General features: G+C 43.1%; 16 protein-coding genes. 8 read left to right on the top strand and 8 right to left on the bottom strand.

All coding sequences use genetic code 11. The features are described 5' to 3' along the window. Positions 1-14 precede the first annotated feature (14 nt). From fliS to MD535_RS00955, 8 genes are read left to right on the top strand one after another with little or no spacing between them, the layout of a single operon-like run. Positions 15-419, top strand: coding sequence for a flagellar export chaperone FliS (fliS, locus tag MD535_RS00990; protein WP_265673028.1), 405 nt, complete (start codon positions 15-17; stop codon positions 417-419). Then, complete coding sequence (locus MD535_RS00985) at positions 403-735, top strand: hypothetical protein (protein WP_265673027.1); 333 nt, start codon at positions 403-405, stop codon at positions 733-735. The genes fliS and MD535_RS00985 overlap by 17 nt, the downstream gene beginning before the upstream one ends. Before the next feature lie 2 nt (positions 736-737). Further along, a complete protein-coding gene (locus MD535_RS00980) occupies positions 738-2,090 on the top strand; it encodes a flagellar hook-length control protein FliK (RefSeq protein WP_265673026.1) in 1,353 nt (450 codons plus the stop codon). A 2-nt stretch (positions 2,091-2,092) separates the two neighbouring features. Then, positions 2,093-2,527 (top strand): flagellar basal body-associated FliL family protein, encoded by a 435-nt coding sequence (locus MD535_RS00975; protein WP_265673025.1) that lies wholly within the window; start codon positions 2,093-2,095, stop codon positions 2,525-2,527. 7 nt (positions 2,528-2,534) lie between these two features. Beyond that, positions 2,535-3,242 carry a sigma-70 family RNA polymerase sigma factor gene (locus MD535_RS00970; RefSeq protein ID WP_265673024.1) on the top strand — a complete coding sequence of 236 codons (708 nt, stop codon included), beginning with the start codon at positions 2,535-2,537 and terminating at the stop codon, positions 3,240-3,242. Further along, positions 3,230-4,102 (top strand): flagellar motor stator protein MotA, encoded by an 873-nt coding sequence (gene motA / locus MD535_RS00965; RefSeq protein ID WP_265673023.1) that lies wholly within the window; start codon positions 3,230-3,232, stop codon positions 4,100-4,102. The genes MD535_RS00970 and motA overlap by 13 nt, the downstream gene beginning before the upstream one ends. Positions 4,103-4,113: 11 nt before the next feature. Further along, on the top strand, positions 4,114-5,100 hold the full coding sequence (locus MD535_RS00960) for an OmpA family protein (protein ID WP_265673022.1): 987 nt from the start codon (positions 4,114-4,116) through the stop codon (positions 5,098-5,100). Continuing rightward, complete coding sequence (locus tag MD535_RS00955; protein WP_265673021.1) at positions 5,093-5,383, top strand: hypothetical protein; 291 nt, start codon at positions 5,093-5,095, stop codon at positions 5,381-5,383. Before MD535_RS00960 ends, MD535_RS00955 begins: the two co-directional genes overlap by 8 nt. A gap of 47 nt (positions 5,384-5,430) precedes the next feature. Here MD535_RS00955 and MD535_RS00950 read toward each other — a convergent pair whose 3' ends face one another. The 8 genes from MD535_RS00950 to MD535_RS00915 form a co-directional block, all read right to left on the bottom strand. Then, entirely contained in the window at positions 5,431-6,084 is a 654-nt protein-coding gene (locus MD535_RS00950) for a lytic transglycosylase domain-containing protein (RefSeq protein ID WP_390902877.1), read from the bottom strand. A 250-nt stretch (positions 6,085-6,334) separates the two neighbouring features. Then, complete coding sequence (locus tag MD535_RS00945; RefSeq protein WP_265673018.1) at positions 6,335-7,126, bottom strand: protein kinase domain-containing protein; 792 nt, start codon at positions 7,124-7,126, stop codon at positions 6,335-6,337. A 1-nt stretch (position 7,127) separates the two neighbouring features. Then, the gene (gene tssM / locus MD535_RS00940; protein WP_265673016.1) at positions 7,128-10,586 is read right to left on the bottom strand and encodes a type VI secretion system membrane subunit TssM; all 3,459 of its coding nucleotides are present in this window, start codon (positions 10,584-10,586) and stop codon (positions 7,128-7,130) included. A gap of 78 nt (positions 10,587-10,664) precedes the next feature. Continuing rightward, positions 10,665-12,029 carry a type IVB secretion system protein IcmH/DotU gene (gene icmH, locus MD535_RS00935; protein WP_265673014.1) on the bottom strand — a complete coding sequence of 455 codons (1,365 nt, stop codon included), beginning with the start codon at positions 12,027-12,029 and terminating at the stop codon, positions 10,665-10,667. A gap of 4 nt (positions 12,030-12,033) precedes the next feature. Then, positions 12,034-13,365 carry a type VI secretion system baseplate subunit TssK gene (gene tssK, locus MD535_RS00930; RefSeq protein ID WP_265673012.1) on the bottom strand — a complete coding sequence of 444 codons (1,332 nt, stop codon included), beginning with the start codon at positions 13,363-13,365 and terminating at the stop codon, positions 12,034-12,036. Positions 13,366-13,415: 50 nt separating this feature from the next. Continuing rightward, a complete protein-coding gene (gene tssJ, locus MD535_RS00925) occupies positions 13,416-13,907 on the bottom strand; it encodes a type VI secretion system lipoprotein TssJ (RefSeq protein WP_265673011.1) in 492 nt (163 codons plus the stop codon). Continuing rightward, a complete protein-coding gene (locus MD535_RS00920) occupies positions 13,904-14,857 on the bottom strand; it encodes a type VI secretion system-associated FHA domain protein (RefSeq protein ID WP_265673010.1) in 954 nt (317 codons plus the stop codon). Before MD535_RS00920 ends, tssJ begins: the two co-directional genes overlap by 4 nt. A 2-nt stretch (positions 14,858-14,859) precedes the next feature. Further along, positions 14,860-15,600: a type 2 periplasmic-binding domain-containing protein gene (locus tag MD535_RS00915; RefSeq protein ID WP_390902872.1), complete on the bottom strand. Its 741-nt coding sequence runs from the start codon at positions 15,598-15,600 to the stop codon at positions 14,860-14,862. Between the last annotated feature and the right edge of the window lie 150 nt (positions 15,601-15,750).

The following is a 15,750-nucleotide window of genomic DNA, read 5'->3' as shown; positions in this document are numbered from 1 at the left end:
AAGGAGTGTTTCAAATGCTTTTAGGGAAACAGCAACAAGCGAATTATGCCAATGTGCAAGTGAGTGCCAATGCCTCCGTGTCTTCAAGTTTTGAGCTGATCTGCATGCTTCACGAGCGCTTAATCCAAGAATTGGAAAGCGTTAAGTACGCCATTGAACATAAGGATTTGGAGCTTAAATCCAAAGCGTCTCAAAAGTCGATTGATATATTCGTGGGTTTAGATGCTTCCTTAGATCTCTCTAGTGGAGAGGAGCTGATAAAGAACATCCATGCCTTGTATGAGCATGGGATAGCGACCGTGTTTGAAGCCTCCAAAGAGATGAATGGTGAACTGATTGATAAGTTGATTGTGGTGATCGTCGATTTGAAAGAAGGCTGGGAAGGGGCGATGGAGTGGCTGGATGAAAGCCGTCAATAAGAGTCCAAGCACTAAAGTCACTATCTCGCCAAAGCACCTGAAGGTTATGGTCTCCAAGTTTGAAGCGGCCATAATGAAACGGGATTTTACTGAAATAGCAAAACTCAATCAGCTGGTGGAGCAGATATTACCGAACATCGACCAGCATGATGCTGACTTGCTACCGATAGTGGTTAAATTGCGTCAAGAACATGAAAAGTGTCGGGCGTTGGTAGAAACGGAACAAGCGGCCCTTAGACAGCGTCTGACTCATAATATGTGTTTGAGGAATCGAGATAAAGCCTATACCAAGACCCAAGTTAGGGGGGAGGAATAACAATGGATTTGCACACGAAAGTACAAAGTGACGCCACGTTTTCTCGCTTAATCGCTGAAATAGGTGAGCCAGTTAAAGACAACGCCTTACTTACGTCTGCCCATCAAGACCCTGTTATCGGGATGAAAACACACACACTTGGTGAGACAAGAATGACGCCGCTGGCACAATCGTTTCAAAGTCTCTTTTCTGTGCTGCAACAAGTCTCCGGCTCACTGGGTATAGACGGCGTCAGTCATACCCTATCGCTTGATGTGGCGCCTCAGTTAAGCCATATGGACAAACATGGAGTGTCTGATGATAGTGCCCCGCGTCAACCTTCTCCCACACGTCTCGCCTTGCTCAGTGATCAGCTTTCTAGAGCGACAGGTCTAGCATCGGCGGACTCACTGTCTCTTTCCAGTACGTATTTTCCCCAAAGCTATACGCCAAATAGCCATTCTGGAAACTCCGTAATTGAGCTGGCTGAATCTGCGTTACAGCAAGTCTCTCGCCATAGCCAATTGCCCTATATTGCGATAGCAACGAATGGATTGCAGTATTCGAACTCGAGAAGTAACGCCGTAAGTCATCCATTGACTGCAGAGTGGAAAGCCAGGGTTGAAGGTCATCAAGATGAATTGGCGCAAACCGTAGCAACTGGTAATGCGGGGGGAGCAGAGCGTGGGCTGACTGAAGGGTATTATGGTTCAGCACTAAGGGGGCAGCCGTTTATGGGGGCTGCGACTCAAACGACGCCAGTAAAACCAGAATTTACGTTGGCGACAGCGCCGATATTTACATCGGGCATGGATTCGAGTTATTCCATGTTGGAAAGCACCATGACTCGGTTATTAGCGCCTTCATTAGAAATAGAAAAGCCGTTGACACCAGAGGCTCAACGCCAGATCTCTCACGCTATTCGAGACAAAATTCAGCTGCAATATGACAGTGTGAATCAAACGGTTCGAATACGTTTTGACCCACCTGAGTTAGGTAAGGTGGATATGATCATTCGTGTTGATGGTGACAAGCTGACAGTGCAAATCAGCGCCAGTTCAACATTAACGCGAGAAGCGATTATTGCAACGTCCGATCGCTTAAGGGCAGATCTGATTCAGCAAAGCAATGCGCTAAATGAAGTCAATATTGCCTTAGCAAATAAAGAGTCTATGCGAGGTCTCTTGCAAGAACAGGCACAGCGACAACAGGATTTACAGCAAAACGAATGGCAACAGCATGGTCAGGATAAAAATAGTCAGTCTGAGTACGGTAATGGTAAAGATTACGATGACTTAATCCATGAGGTTGCTGAATCTACAGAGAAAAACGCTCAAGTACCACGTGAATACCGCGTGTATATTGCGAGGGTGTAGTGATGATCAAGATAGTAGTGACATGTATTGTGGCGGTTGCGTTGTCCGTATCGGGTTTTGTGTTGTATCAAAACGACGTGTTAACGGTAGCATCAATAACGGCGTGGTTAAGCCCAAGCGAACCAGAGCCAGAGTTGGTCGAGCATACTGAAATTCAAGTGGATAATGTGTTAGTGCCGATTAATTTAGGGCAAAGACAAAGTTTGTTGCTACTGGATATCTCACTTTATACCCCTAAGAAAAATGGCGCATACCTACACCATCAATTAAGCGTCATTAAAAATAGAATTATCAAAAAGTTCAGTGTGAAGAACGCGGAATATTTTCATAACAAACAGTTTATCTATGTCATTCAAGATGATTTAAAAGACGAGTTAGATGAATTACCGTCACTACAAGTGGACGAAGTTCTAGTGACAAAAGCGGTGTTTCAGTAGGTTCATTATGTTAATGAAGCCACGTTATCAACATACCCAAACTCATGACAGAGAAAGTCTGCAAGCGTTAGAAAATTTGGTGTTGCAGGAAAATATAAAGCTAATCAATGGCCTGTTATATCAATATCGTTATGTGGTAGATAAAGGGACGTTTGAAGATTTACAGCAAACCGCCATGATGACGTTAGTGATTGAATTGAGAAAATTTGATCATGTCGCCAATGATGATTTTCGACGTGCTGTTGCCGTTCGTATCCGAGGCGAAATTATTGATGAGCTTCGTCGCCGAGATTATATGGAGCGAGATAAGCGACAGCTCGTTAATAAGATCAAAAAAGCGGAAAGGGAGTTATTGCAACTGCTCGGTAGAGAGCCTGCCGTAAATGAAATTTGCAGACACCTTGGCATTCAAAATGATGACTTTCAACAGGCAATGATGCTGGTGGATGTGATGGACGACATTGAGCTTGATTCCGTGATGGGTAAAGCCAGTGATACCGATAGAGATGTATTACTAAGTGAAGTGCGGCAAGTGCTAGAAACGTTGCCAGAACGAGAAAAGCGGGTGTTGTATCTTGTGTACGTGAAAAATCTGAGCACCAAAGAAGTGGCACAAGTCCTAGATATTAACGAAATAAAGGTGCATCGGATAAAACATAGAGGTTTGGACATTCTGAAAAGCAGAATGAAGGAGAGTGGCGCATGCAAAAGATAATTGGTGTTATTGTTGTGATAAGCGTCATTTTTGGGGGCTTTATTTACTTGGGTGGTAAATTTGAGTTCATTTTCAAACTGTCGGAAATTATTATTATTTTTGGTGCGGCTTTCGCAAGCTTATTAATGTCGACCACTTCTAGTACATTAAAATTAATGACACAGCAAATAGGCATTTCCTTTCGGGCTACACCCTATAATAAGGATTATTACCAGCAGTTGTTATCGTTGATGTTTGAGCTGATTAATATCGCGCGTGTACAAAATATTAAAGCGTTAGATATTCATATTGAAAACCCAGAATCAAGTAAGATATTTTTGAAATACCCACAGATCACGCGGGATACACTAACCACACAATTTATTATTGATTCATTTCGACAAGTGATTACCGGTAAACAATCGCATCATTTACTTGAGGCATTTCTTGAAGAAGAAATTGAACATCTGGACGATGAATATACCAAGCCATCGGAAAAGCTCCACGCCACTGCTGAAGCGATGCCTGGTTTGGGCATTTTAGCGGCGGTAATGGGTATCATTCTTACGATGCAAGGCTTGGATGGCGAGATCAGTGAAATAGGACAAAATATTGCCGCCGCCCTCGTCGGAACCTTCACAGGGGTGTTTGGTTGCTATTGTGTATTAGGCCCCTTGTCGAGCAGCATTAAGGATATATCTGAAAATCAGCTTGCTCCACTGCAATGCGTTAAATCCATTCTATCGTCTTACGCTCAAGGGCAATCTGCTCATATGTGCGCGAATGCTGGAAGGAAGAATATAGAGACCCGCTACAAGCCGTCATTTGTTGAGCTTGAGAAAGCGGTTGATGTGCTAAGACAACAACCTTCATCAGGTTAATAGAGGCACGTATGGAACAACAAATCATTATTGCTAAAAAGGGCAAAAAGAAACGAGATCCATTGCAACATGGCGGTTGGAAGGTGGCGATGGCGGATCTTATGATCTCGATGATGTGCTTGTTTTTAGTGTTGTGGATACTTCAGGTGGTCGATGTTGATGACCAAAAAAAACTGCTCAACTACTTCTCTTATGGGAACGATCCAATTCAACACCATGGCATGGTGGAAAGTGGAGGTAATTCGATCAACCCTTTGCCGCTTCCTCATGTTGCTACCTCTCATTACGATGCAGAACTGCACCGCATTAACGACACATCACTATTAGAGGGGGAGTTCAATAGCCAACAAGAACTCGAGGTGTTGGCAAAGCGAATTGAACAAGATATTGCTGGAGTGGATGGGTTGGGGAGTGTGAGTGTCTTGGTCACCCCGCAAGGAGTGAAGTTGGTGATTGCTGATTCTGACAAAGGACCGATGTTCTTTCGGGGAGGGGCTAAAGTGACCCCATTTTATCAAGATCTTTTGTTGAATCTGGCTAAGCTGTTACAGCGTATTGAAAACAAGATGATTATTACTGGTCATACGGATGCGAGTCGATATAAAGGTAGCCGCATGACTAACTGGGAGTTATCGAGCAACCGTGCCAATAGTGCGCGATATTATCTGGACCGCGGAGGGCTACAAGAGCGTCATATCTTTCAAGTCACAGGAATGAGTGATACTGCACCAGTGGATATCAACAACCCTAAAGCTGCTATTAATCGCCGTATCGAACTCTATATTCTCACCGCCGAAACGCTGAGTCAGCTGAGTGATGTTTATAAGACCGTATTCCTCCCAGATGCTAACCTGCCCTCAGACGTTAGAGAAAAACAAGCCCCACTCACTCAGAAGCAGTTATCTCCAGAGGTAGAAAAAAGAAAGCGCGAAGCGATACAACAAGCATTAAAAAACCAGCCGGTAACCTCATTTGAGGTAATGAGCCGCTATGACTAATTTGATGCAAAAGTTTATCAACGTGCGAAAGTGTTTAGCATGGCTTGTCGTCATTGATTATTGCTTAATCGGTTTTTATGTCTATTTGGTAACGAGTCTTCTGTATGTTGATGTGTTTATCATCGGTATATTACTCGCGCTATATAATATTTTGCTAGTTACCTTTGTCGTTCATCAACCTGCGGGCTTCCTTTCTTTTGAGCGAGACAAGCATCTTGTCATTCCCATCTGTTTTGCCACGTTTTTGGGTTGTAGTATCGTTGTCTTAACACTGTTTTGGTGAATGAAGGCTGGTGCGACAATCGATAACACTTCTAACAGAGCACGAATTTAGAGCGAAATTAATGGCGGTAGTGGGGAGAGATTAATAAGAGGCGATTTTTGCCATTGCTGATCGGTGACAAAGAGCATGAAAGCTGCAGAGGGCTTTGACTTCAGTTCAGAAATGTTGACCAGCCGCTGAAGGGCATAAAAACGATGGACGTAGTTCACGGTTTCTTGCGGCAATGTTAACTGTGAAAACTGTGTACTACCTGCACGCTTTATCGCACGCTGAACACGTCCTTCCCCTGCATTGTAAGCGGCTAAAGTTAAACTTATGTCGCCACCAAATTTATGATGTAAGAACGATAAATATTGTAGTGCGGCTGACGTGCTTGCCGCAATATCGAAGCGTTGGTCGTTGTTTGTACTGACCTTTAACCCAAAACGTTGCGCCGTTAATGGCATGAGTTGCCATAAACCGGCGGCATTGGCATGTGAGACAGCGTTGGGGTTGAATGATGATTCTAGCATGGGTATGAGAACCAAATGGTCAGGTAGTGCGCGTTGTTCCAGCTGTTGAAAAATAGACGAAACTAAGGGTTCGAACTGAGTAAATTTGTCTAAAATTTGTTTCTGGTAAGGGGTAAGTTTAACTAAGTGTGGTGCAATTAATCGTTCTGGCGGTCGATATTGCGCGTGACTAAATGGGTGATACGCCATCAAGAGAGTAAATAGTATGATGTACAGGAAAGCCAGTCGATACCACGCTAACTGGCGCCGATTGTTGGCACTTGACGTTTGTGACGGACGAGTGAGTTGGGCGACTTGACTGTCAGCAGGTGTCGTCATTTGTTGAATCATATCCACCATACGCGCTTAACCATTTAAATCTTCATGAAACAGTATTTTCATGAAACAGCATCTTGATAAAACAGTATAGGGAGTCCGCGGGCATTTACTAGGTTACTTGTCACTGATGGTAGGCACGCAGCTTATTACGAATGATCATATGATATCGAGCCGGCAGTTCGGCTGGGAGCTGAAAAGCATTGGAATGGTCGGCAATGGCACGCGAGCTTGGTGTGCTATGACGTGGATAGTAAGGGTGGCTTTTAAATGAGGCGCAGAGCGTCAATGCCAGTGCATACCAATCATCAGAAGGACAAACACGTCCTTGCAATGTTTTTTGTTGTGGAGAGGAATAAGAGGGTGAAGTGGCGGCAAAGGGTAGGTGCTTAAAGTGCTGCCCAATGGGCATGGCGGTTGAAAAGTCAATTAAGTGAGCCTGCTTGCGACCAATGATAATGTTGTTTGGTTTGATGTCCCCGTGTATGAAGCCACTACTGTGCAAACGCGCTAGAGATTGTTCTATGTCTTGCAGCCATGGATGTTGGACATTCCCTTGCCTCACTTCATTTGAAAGGGTGTCGCCATGAATCCAATGAAGGAAAGATAAATGGAGATGTTCTTTTTTGTAGATAGCCTTTGGAGCACTAGTGTGTTGGGTACTATTTTGGGCATTATGTATCGCATCACGCTTTGGGTTACATAGCGCATCTAGGTCTTGCTCTTTACTCAGTCTAGTGTATATCGTTTGTTCGGTGTTCGTCGCCGTAATACACCGCCCTTTAAGCCAGCCTATTTTCTTGTGGTGCCAACGAAAAACCTCCTGAGATAACCATTTTGGATCACCATTAAACTCGTCGGCAAGGCTGCTAATTAATGCCTTTAGGTTTGCGTCATTAAGCGACAGTAACGCCATATTATAAATCCGCTGGTAATTTGAAATCAGTAAAAAAGTTCGGGGCGAAAGGATTAACCTGCCCTTGAGTCTTAATCGTTAACGTGACAGCGTTACTGCTGTCACCCAGCGAAATTTCGGCACCTTGATTCGCCGTTTTTACAGTCTTCGTGTGAATGAGGCGGAACCAGTTCCAGTTACCACTAAAGTTTTGACGCGCTAATGATGTGACATTATTTTTGAGCTCGATGTTTAGTGTGTCTTCAGCTTGCTGCTCACCCTCCCAACTCATGCTTTTCCATAAAGAAGGCCCGTGTTGATAAGTGAACAAGGGCTGATCATTATAAATGATGAATTCGGTAACAGACGCACTCATGTCAACGGCTTTGAGTTGGAAGTTGACTGAAACAATGTCCGGTTTTGCGAGAAAGAGAGCCGAACGAATTTGGTCAGCTTTTGTTGACATTGTCCAAACTTCTGGGGAGATCATTAGCCCAGAGCTTGGTAAGAATCCGGGTAAATAAGGGGAGCCTTCAGCAGGTTGTAAAAAGGGGGTGAGGAATTGGTTTTCAAAGTTGGCGAATACCCCTTTTGAAGAAAAGAAGGCTTGAACGTCAGCAATGCTCGCGTCAGTTTTTGAGTTATTATCAAAAGGATAATAACTAGCAATACTGGTTTGATAGGTTTGAATAACGGCGCTTTTCCACTGCTTGTTCAAATATTCATGGGCAAGCGACAAGATCGAATCGTTACTTAGCTGGGTTAAAGAGGTAACCAGTTGTTTGGCTAATGCAGGTTGTTGATCTGCGTTGGTTTCTAAATCGGCAATGGGATTGCTACTTTGCATTGGCTTTGCGAGGGTATCAAAAGCGAGTTTCCTTGCATTTTCAGATTGGTAAAAGGAATCAAGCCAAACTTTGAGCTTAGTAATTTTGGCTAACAGTGTATCGATGGGCTTTATTGAATCTTTTGCAGGCGTGACATAGTCGAGGTAACTGGAAAAGTTAGCATTAATCATACGTGCTGATTCAATTTTATCTTGTTTTTCTATAAGTGCTGGGTTGATTTCGCTTGACGCTTGAGTTTCGTCTGCATTATTACCGCTATTTGCGCTCGCATTCGAGGAGGGGGTACTGGTTTTTTTCGCCGACGTTTCACTGGGTAGCGTGACGTTTGTATACTTACTCAGTACTGAATAATAGTTTGTTAGTGGGTTATTGCTGGCGTTAGAGAGCAGGTTGACCGTTTGGCTTAATACCGTCGTATCGTTGACCGGCTTCATAGAGACGTTATTAATAAAGTCTTTCCAATAGTTTATGTAATCATTTTGGTACATTTGCTTTAAATCGCGACTAATTCGGTAAAGTTCTAGCGCACTCGGTGCATTTCCCGCCACTCCTGAGTAGGCGGACAGTGCTTCTTTGAGTAATGGTGAGTCAACAGAAAGGTCGAGTTCAATGAAACCGTTAGGCGTATACAAAAAAGGCACAAGATAACCAACGTAACTAGGCTCAAAGCTATATAACTGCCCGAAATTGCTGCCAAGTTCGCTGCGAATATCAATTCTTTTAGTAAATAAGGGTAGGTTTTGTATATGTTGATAAAGCAGTGTTTCAATGCCAGAACGATTGATGACACCTTTAGCAAGTTGCTCGAGATTAGAGTTCGCATTTAGCGGCACCAAACCACGATTAAACGCATCATCAAGTAAGACTTTGAGCTGCATAATTGTGGAGGCGGAACCAGAGTTCTGAGCCTCTAGAGAGTGAACAAAATAGGCATCCAGTTCTTCGGTATTTTTTTTGTTGGCGTCAAAAAGTAAGCGATAACTGTTCAGTAGTGACAGGGTAGTCGCTTGCTCTTCTAAATTAACATATACGAATAGATCATTAGCAATCGACTTTTCTAAAGAAGGCATCAGTACGGCCTGTAACTCAGCGAAGTAAGCAGTCTCTACTTCGTTTTTAATACTTGAGGAAGGCATAAAAGGTAGCACGTACCAAGGTTCAGCTTGATGATACAGCTGATAAATGTTGTGCAATGAGTACAAGTTTGGGACATTGTCAGCAAGATTTTCAATATCATATGGTGACGCAGCAATGGCTTCTTTATAGCGCTCTAATAAGGTGTCAGCACGCGCTTCCCTGTGACTTTGAAAGTCAAAATCGAGTTTGATTATTGTCAGTGTTGTGAGGAGTAGCCCTAAACACGCTAGTGTATAGCCAGCTTGTAATGTCAGCAGCCAGTTTTCTTTTTTCCGATTCACTCCAACGAGCAGTTGTTCAGGTAACAATACGTGGGTCATGAGGTGTTGAGAGAACAACACTTGTTGAATAGCTTGGCTCTCTTTAGGGTGATAGTACTCATTCCCCAAGTCATTACTTATTGTCGCCGCCAAGATATCGGTTTCTTCATCATGACTGGCGTCGTGAGTAAAGAAAAAACCCCGAAACATCAATCCTTCACCGAGTTGATTAAGTCCGTATAGCCGATTTAACATTAACCAGAAGTTCTGTTTCAGTAGACCAAATTGAAATGGGGCACTGGCGATTGATTTTCGATAGTCGAGGTTAAGTTGCCCGGATAGTGCGTTGGTCATATTAGCTGTGAGTTGACCAATGAGGCTATCGTATGCGAAGTTATACCAGTCTGCATCAATGCCACCATGTTTTCTATAGGGCATCATTGCGCCAAATGCCTCCTCTCGTCTTGCATCATCAAAGCCGGAGAAGTACTGGCAGAAATCACTCACTGCACCACTTTGAGTAACGACAACATAGGTAGGAACCGATAATCCTAGAAGGCGATTAAGCTTTGTACAATCACTTTTAAGTTGATCAGAGCGTTGTTTAATTAGCGCTTTTTGCCCCAGTAACAATTCGGCATTAGTCGCTAAAAGCAAACCATTGATTGCTTGTCTTGGTCGCCATGTCATCAAGCACTTTATTAGGGTCTTAATATAGTCCGGATGCTGATCGTCCCCTTGGCTGATTGAAATAAGTATAGAGTGTTCACTTAGCCAAAATAAGATAGGAAACTCAATATCGTTACCAAATTCATCCAGTCGATAAGCTTCGTAACCCATTTGAGTGATGACACCTTTATCCTGTGTCGGCGCGTCGCTGTACCAAAGATACACCGGTAGGTCATAACGGCTCTGTAAACGCTTGTTGTTTTTTTGCACTTTAAGCATAGAAAAGAAGTGTTTCTTAAGCAGCATACAGCGATGGGTGACCAAGGCTTTACTCTTGTTTGATTCTTCATCCGTTTTATGTTGATTTTTTTGGCTTATCCAAAAAACGATAAGTCCCAGAACGGTAGAAAGCACAAGGCAAGTGATCACAGCAATGAGCAAGTAGCTGTGGAGCGCAGGCGTAAACCACAGCGCAGTTGTCATCACAAGGCACAAGATAAAACCGCTAGATAGCCCTTGAATAAGAGGCTTGTGGTTCTTTTTTGTCTTTGTCTTCTCATCTGACATGGGTAGATCTTCCTTGTAAAACGACGGCGAACGAACGAAGTGGTCGGCCTCTGTCACCTAGAATCGGTAGTAAGCTCATTAGTTTTCATCTGCTTGAGCGTTGGATTTCTTGCTTCGGACTAAAATGGCATCAATCTCTTGGTGCTGTTTCAGCCAATTCTTCGCATTATCTGCTTCGGCTTTAGAGCGGGTATCAATGACGACTCGAAAATACTGTTTATAGCCGTCCACTCGCGGTTGGTATTTACTTGCCGACAGGCTATGTATATATTTTTCTGCGTTCGTTTGAGTTGAAAACGTTGCCATTTGCACCAACCAGTTATGACTGTTGGCACTCTCGGTGGCGGGTAGATTCTTGTCAGTTGTAACTTTGGCAGTAGAAGCATCAGCAGAGCTAATATTGTTAGGAGTGATGTTACTAGCACTGGTTTTAACAGCTTTGGTATCAATCTTATTGGCGTCAATAGCGCCAGTAGATAACGACAGGTTTTGTTCTTGATCGGTTGCTGCTCCAACACGTGATGACGAGACAGGTAAGGTGTCAGAACGACTTGCTCTCACGGGAGGATTTGCCAAGTCATCATCGCTTGATATAAAGACAAGATCGTTAGCTTGACCAGACACAATGTAACGCTGGCTGTATTCCGATAAGAAAGAGAAATCTCTCGCTCTTTGCGGCAAAGTCTTGTGGTACCAAAAATGGGTGAGGATTAGCGTAGATGCAATGAGAATTGTAAATAGTAACGTCGTGAGGGCGTAATATCGTTTACGACTTGGGCGGCGAGTTTTTGGGTGGGGAACTTTAGTCAGACAATGAACCCCATTTCCTTGTCTGTATTGACTCATGACTTGTTCTAGTTGGTAGATCATGCTTTTAAGCTGCTCTGAACCTTGAGAGTGGTATTGCCCTTTAAAGCCAACATTAAGAAATAGGTAGATCACTTCCAGAAGGTCGATCATTTTATTCGGTTGTCGCATTGCTTTATCGGTTACCGTAAAAAACAATTCTCCGCCATTTCTCATACCAAATAATTCACTAAGAAGTGTTTTATTCTCCCAGCTGCGCTTATCTCCCCAGTCGGTGTAAATGATGAACTCATCAAGAACCACTGCGAACAAAAAACAGAGTTTGTCTATGACGGCGACGGGATAGTTGAGATGGCTGCCTTTTTCTTTCAGTTCGCTTATTCTATGCGCTAATTGATTTCTGAGTTCTGCGATGTCTTCAGGTTCGGGAAGCGCATTAATCTTCAGTACAATACTTAACAACTCACTGCTAATGTTGATAAGTTGGTTCTCTGACTTGTCGAAATGCTTTAAAAACTCTGCCTGAGACGCATCCGGGCTGCGAAATTTTACTGCTTTATCGGCATTAACTTCTGCGTTTTTTTGGTTTGCGGTTTGATCCCAAATTAACGTCTTTTCATCCAAATACTCAAGCATCTCTTTACCTCAATGCATACAGGTGAACTTCAAGATCGGGAATACGAGCATCAACATGCAGCGCAAGCGCATCCCTTGTAGAGAGCATTTCTGTCCACGTAGGGTCTGCGGTATTTAACTCGAAGTAAGAGGTCCCATGAACGGGCTTAAGTTCACTTGGTGCAACGGGAAGTGGTGATAGTTGTATACCAGAGAGCGCATTTTTTACTAGCTCGACAATGCGAGTATTGCTGCTGATTTTTGTCGCGGAAACAAAACTATTACTCAATTCGCTGGCACTTAATGACGATTTGACGCTGAGAATAAAGCGTCGTTCTTGTACTGAAATTGGGTCTTTGATTATGGTTCTCAGTAACCGTCGCTTTTCAAATAATGACGTATCCCACGTAAACTCAATCACGGAATCTTGCTGAACTAAAGTAAGCAAGTTCCTTAACGTCGCAAATAGTGGGCTAAAACTCACGTATAACTGATCAATTTTTAACTCGGGTGTTTCGGTTGCCGCTTGAGGGGACAAAGCGAGAAGTTCAGAGCGAAAACGGTTGAGTTGCAAATATAAATCATAGGTACTGAAGCGAGGGTTTTTAGAGGTGAGGTCAAACCAAGGCATCCAACTGTTGAGTGTTTGCAGCCATAAATAATCAATCATTAAAGATTGAGCACTTTTTTGTGATTGCCCTGCTTGAATCCGCTTGATTAGATTATGGTTTCGGCTCGCCAGAAGGGCATGCGTTTCTTTAATTTTGTCCGACAGGTAACGAGATGCTCCGTAGTGGAGGCATGACGGTATAAAAGCTCTATCCAGAATGACTTCGTTAGACTCTGTGCATTCGAGTATACGCGCGATAGGAATCACGGAGTGGCCTGAGCGGTCACTTTGCTCTGACAATAATTGAATGTTTAGCCTGGCTACATCAACTTCTAAACTTGTATTTTCCTCGCTAGCAGAGTCAAAAATATTAATCGACTTGGCGACATATCGTGATGACGATTTGTCATTTTCGCTGTAGTCGTTGTTGCCTAGTAATGCTAATGGTAAGGCAAGGTAGATGGTGTTTTCTATGGTGCCTACAGGAATATCAAGGGTGATTTCTTTGGTCAGATTAAATTGCGTACCATCCGGGAAAATCCCCGAACACTGTGTAATCGCAAGCTTGCCAATTTTTAGAAGGTCAGTATTCATGGAGAGTTCTGTTAGACCAAAATACGGAGCGAAATGCGATAGGGTTTCGACTGTTTTTCCAACGTAATGTTGGACATATCTATCCTGCTGCTGAAAGTGTTGAGGGGCAATGAACATGCCTTCTTTCCATACTACTTTTTTATGTGCGTCCACGAAAAATCCTTTTTAATGAGTGCGAACAACCGTTATAAATCATTCTTGGCTTAGAATATGTTCCACCAGCTCGATTCTGGCGCGACAATATCAAGCTCCACGTTCAAACCAGAAAGACGAATCATCAGACTGCTTTCTCCATCTGTGGGAACGGGAGTGATAGCTTTGGCATTGCTTTCTTGGTAGTTCGCATATTCGACTAAAGCGGCTAAATACTGAGTTTTTTTATTGATGTCTATGGCTGTGCTCGATTCGCTTGCTGGCAGAATGGGTGGAAGTATTTGTTTTACAACTAGGCTATTACCTAGCGCTTGGCGGTCATTGTTATACAACGATATAAAGCTACTTTGCTCGAAGCTTTCTTTGCTCTCTAGCTGGTACAATCTAATCACAACAGGGTTGGCTTTATTTGAGCGATAAGGATTAATCGCATCATCGCTTACTGTCTTCAACGCATAACTGGTTGTGATTGGCGTTGGATCTGAAGAACATGCAGACAACAGAATGGCTAACGTTGCGCTTGCTATCGTTGGATATTTCATGATTTCTCTCCAGAGCGCTGCATGTTCTCAATGAAGAGCGCTTTAAAGTGGCGTCTAAATTCGCCGTTTTGTTGACGTCTTTCAAAATGCTTGCGATAAATTCGCCAATACCGTTTGTCTTTACTAACAAATAGACTTGAGCCCATATACTCATCGAACTGCGGCTCTAATTGTTGCGGAGAAAACTCGTCTAAGAAGGTATCAATAGTTTGTTCTAATGCGCTAAATAGAGCGTCGTGTTGAAAAGAAGGGTTTTGTAGCATGTCATGGTTTTTTTCAGATAGAGCAATTAACTGTTGAAGTGAACTGACAATATGATGGTTATCCTGATTGATAGGTAGGAATTCAACCGTATTGTTCTCAAGTTCACCATGATCAAGGGGTAGGGGCTCTAATGTCTTCTCGACCTCTTCAAATTTCGACAGTTCGTTTTCTGAAAAATCCTCGAAAGGATCAGAAGAGAAGGGATCATCTTGTAATACGTTTTCTGAAGAGTAATGCGGGCGTTGCTGAACTTTAGGTTGTGTTTCTCGACTAAACGATTCTAAAAAATCGGTGTCGTCATTGGCTAAATTCAGCGTAAACGTAGGCGTATCATTATCGTCGATTTCGGCTGACTGAGACGTTTGTGAAACGACCAGAGTACTAACCAAAAGGCTGTAGCCTTCTATGGTAATAATATCACCGTCATTAACGGCATAATCCGCCCCTTTCTGTAGCGCCTTAGCATTTAGAGATACACCATTATTGCTAGTATCTTTGAGAAAAAAACCGTCGGAAGTACGAGTGATTTCCGCGTGTTTTCTTGAAATTCGAGTTGTATGATCGGGCAACACAACACTGCAATCAGGCGAGCGTCCAATCGTACCACCGTCGGCTGGTAGGTGAACAACCCGAGACGTGACCGCCTCCTGATCAGGGATGGATACTAAATGTATACTGATGGTCATACTTAGCCCTTACATTTCTTAACGGCGGAGTTAAAACTGTCTAGAAAACCGGAATACTCATTTAAAAATTGATTCGAAAAATACACGCCCATTTGCTTAGTTTCCATGTGCTTCGAACGAAAGTAGTCTTTTGCTAGTCCGGCACTTTCTAGCGCATTGTCAAAAACCCGCTGATCTTCGAGGACAATATCAATCTCTCGACGTTTCAATAGTGTTAATAAAACTGTAGCATCTCTTGGCTGCTTAATGACGTTAAATCCATGTCTTTTAAGCCAAAACCATTTGTTTGAGCCAAATTTTGCAGAAAACTTCAAATTGAGCTTTGACAATTCGTTGATCGTTGGCTTAACGCCTGAGCCAAAGTACCAATTGATTGTTTGTTTCGCGATGGGCGCAGATAACGTTGCATATTCATTGCGCTCTTGGCTCTCGCTAGCAAGAAAAAAACCATGTTGCGCACCGCTTTGTACCCGAAGTTGTGCTTCAGACCAATTGGTCATCGTTAATTGATAGGGCTGACTTATCGAGCCAAGTGCGCATTTTACGGTATCAATTGCTAGCCCTTTCATTTCAGTATTTTGGTGAAACTGATAAGGGGCCCAGTCTTGGGTTGTTAGCATCAATCGAGATGGACCTATGGTCTTGGCATAGCCCGAAGATATGGTAAATAGGCTGATAAACAACGCCATCAAGCATGCAAATGTGATGTCATTGAGAGATGGCCTAATTGTGTTGAACAACATCTATCTTCCTTGTAAACGCCATGTTAATCCTTACTTCCTTAAGGGAAATCCTTGTTGACTTGTTTGTTGAATAGGAGGGTGTCACGCTTTATTCTTTTTGCGCTAACCGCACCATTGCGATCTCAACACCCATTATGACTTCAACATCTA

This window comes from Vibrio qingdaonensis (assembly GCF_026191675.1).
Taxonomy (GTDB): domain Bacteria; phylum Pseudomonadota; class Gammaproteobacteria; order Enterobacterales; family Vibrionaceae; genus Vibrio; species Vibrio qingdaonensis.
This window is presented reverse-complemented; position numbering and strand designations above follow the sequence as displayed.

Bases quoted from the DNA above. Each gene is read 5' to 3' on its own strand.
- fliS (WP_265673028.1), top strand. From the start codon at position 15: ATGCTTTTAGGGAAACAGCAACAAGCGAATTATGCCAATGTGCAAGTG.
- MD535_RS00985 (WP_265673027.1), top strand. From the start codon at position 403: ATGAAAGCCGTCAATAAGAGTCCAAGCACTAAAGTCACTATCTCGCCA.
- MD535_RS00980 (WP_265673026.1), top strand. From the start codon at position 738: ATGGATTTGCACACGAAAGTACAAAGTGACGCCACGTTTTCTCGCTTA.
- MD535_RS00975 (WP_265673025.1), top strand. From the start codon at position 2,093: ATGATCAAGATAGTAGTGACATGTATTGTGGCGGTTGCGTTGTCCGTA.
- MD535_RS00970 (WP_265673024.1), top strand. From the start codon at position 2,535: ATGTTAATGAAGCCACGTTATCAACATACCCAAACTCATGACAGAGAA.
- motA (WP_265673023.1), top strand. From the start codon at position 3,230: ATGCAAAAGATAATTGGTGTTATTGTTGTGATAAGCGTCATTTTTGGG.
- MD535_RS00960 (WP_265673022.1), top strand. From the start codon at position 4,114: ATGGAACAACAAATCATTATTGCTAAAAAGGGCAAAAAGAAACGAGAT.
- MD535_RS00955 (WP_265673021.1), top strand. From the start codon at position 5,093: ATGACTAATTTGATGCAAAAGTTTATCAACGTGCGAAAGTGTTTAGCA.
- MD535_RS00950 (WP_390902877.1), bottom strand. From the start codon at position 6,084: ATGGCGTATCACCCATTTAGTCACGCGCAATATCGACCGCCAGAACGA.
- MD535_RS00945 (WP_265673018.1), bottom strand. From the start codon at position 7,126: ATGGCGTTACTGTCGCTTAATGACGCAAACCTAAAGGCATTAATTAGC.
- tssM (WP_265673016.1), bottom strand. From the start codon at position 10,586: ATGTCAGATGAGAAGACAAAGACAAAAAAGAACCACAAGCCTCTTATT.
- icmH (WP_265673014.1), bottom strand. From the start codon at position 12,029: ATGCTTGAGTATTTGGATGAAAAGACGTTAATTTGGGATCAAACCGCA.
- tssJ (WP_265673011.1), bottom strand. From the start codon at position 13,907: ATGAAATATCCAACGATAGCAAGCGCAACGTTAGCCATTCTGTTGTCT.
- MD535_RS00920 (WP_265673010.1), bottom strand. From the start codon at position 14,857: ATGACCATCAGTATACATTTAGTATCCATCCCTGATCAGGAGGCGGTC.
- MD535_RS00915 (WP_390902872.1), bottom strand. From the start codon at position 15,600: ATGTTGTTCAACACAATTAGGCCATCTCTCAATGACATCACATTTGCA.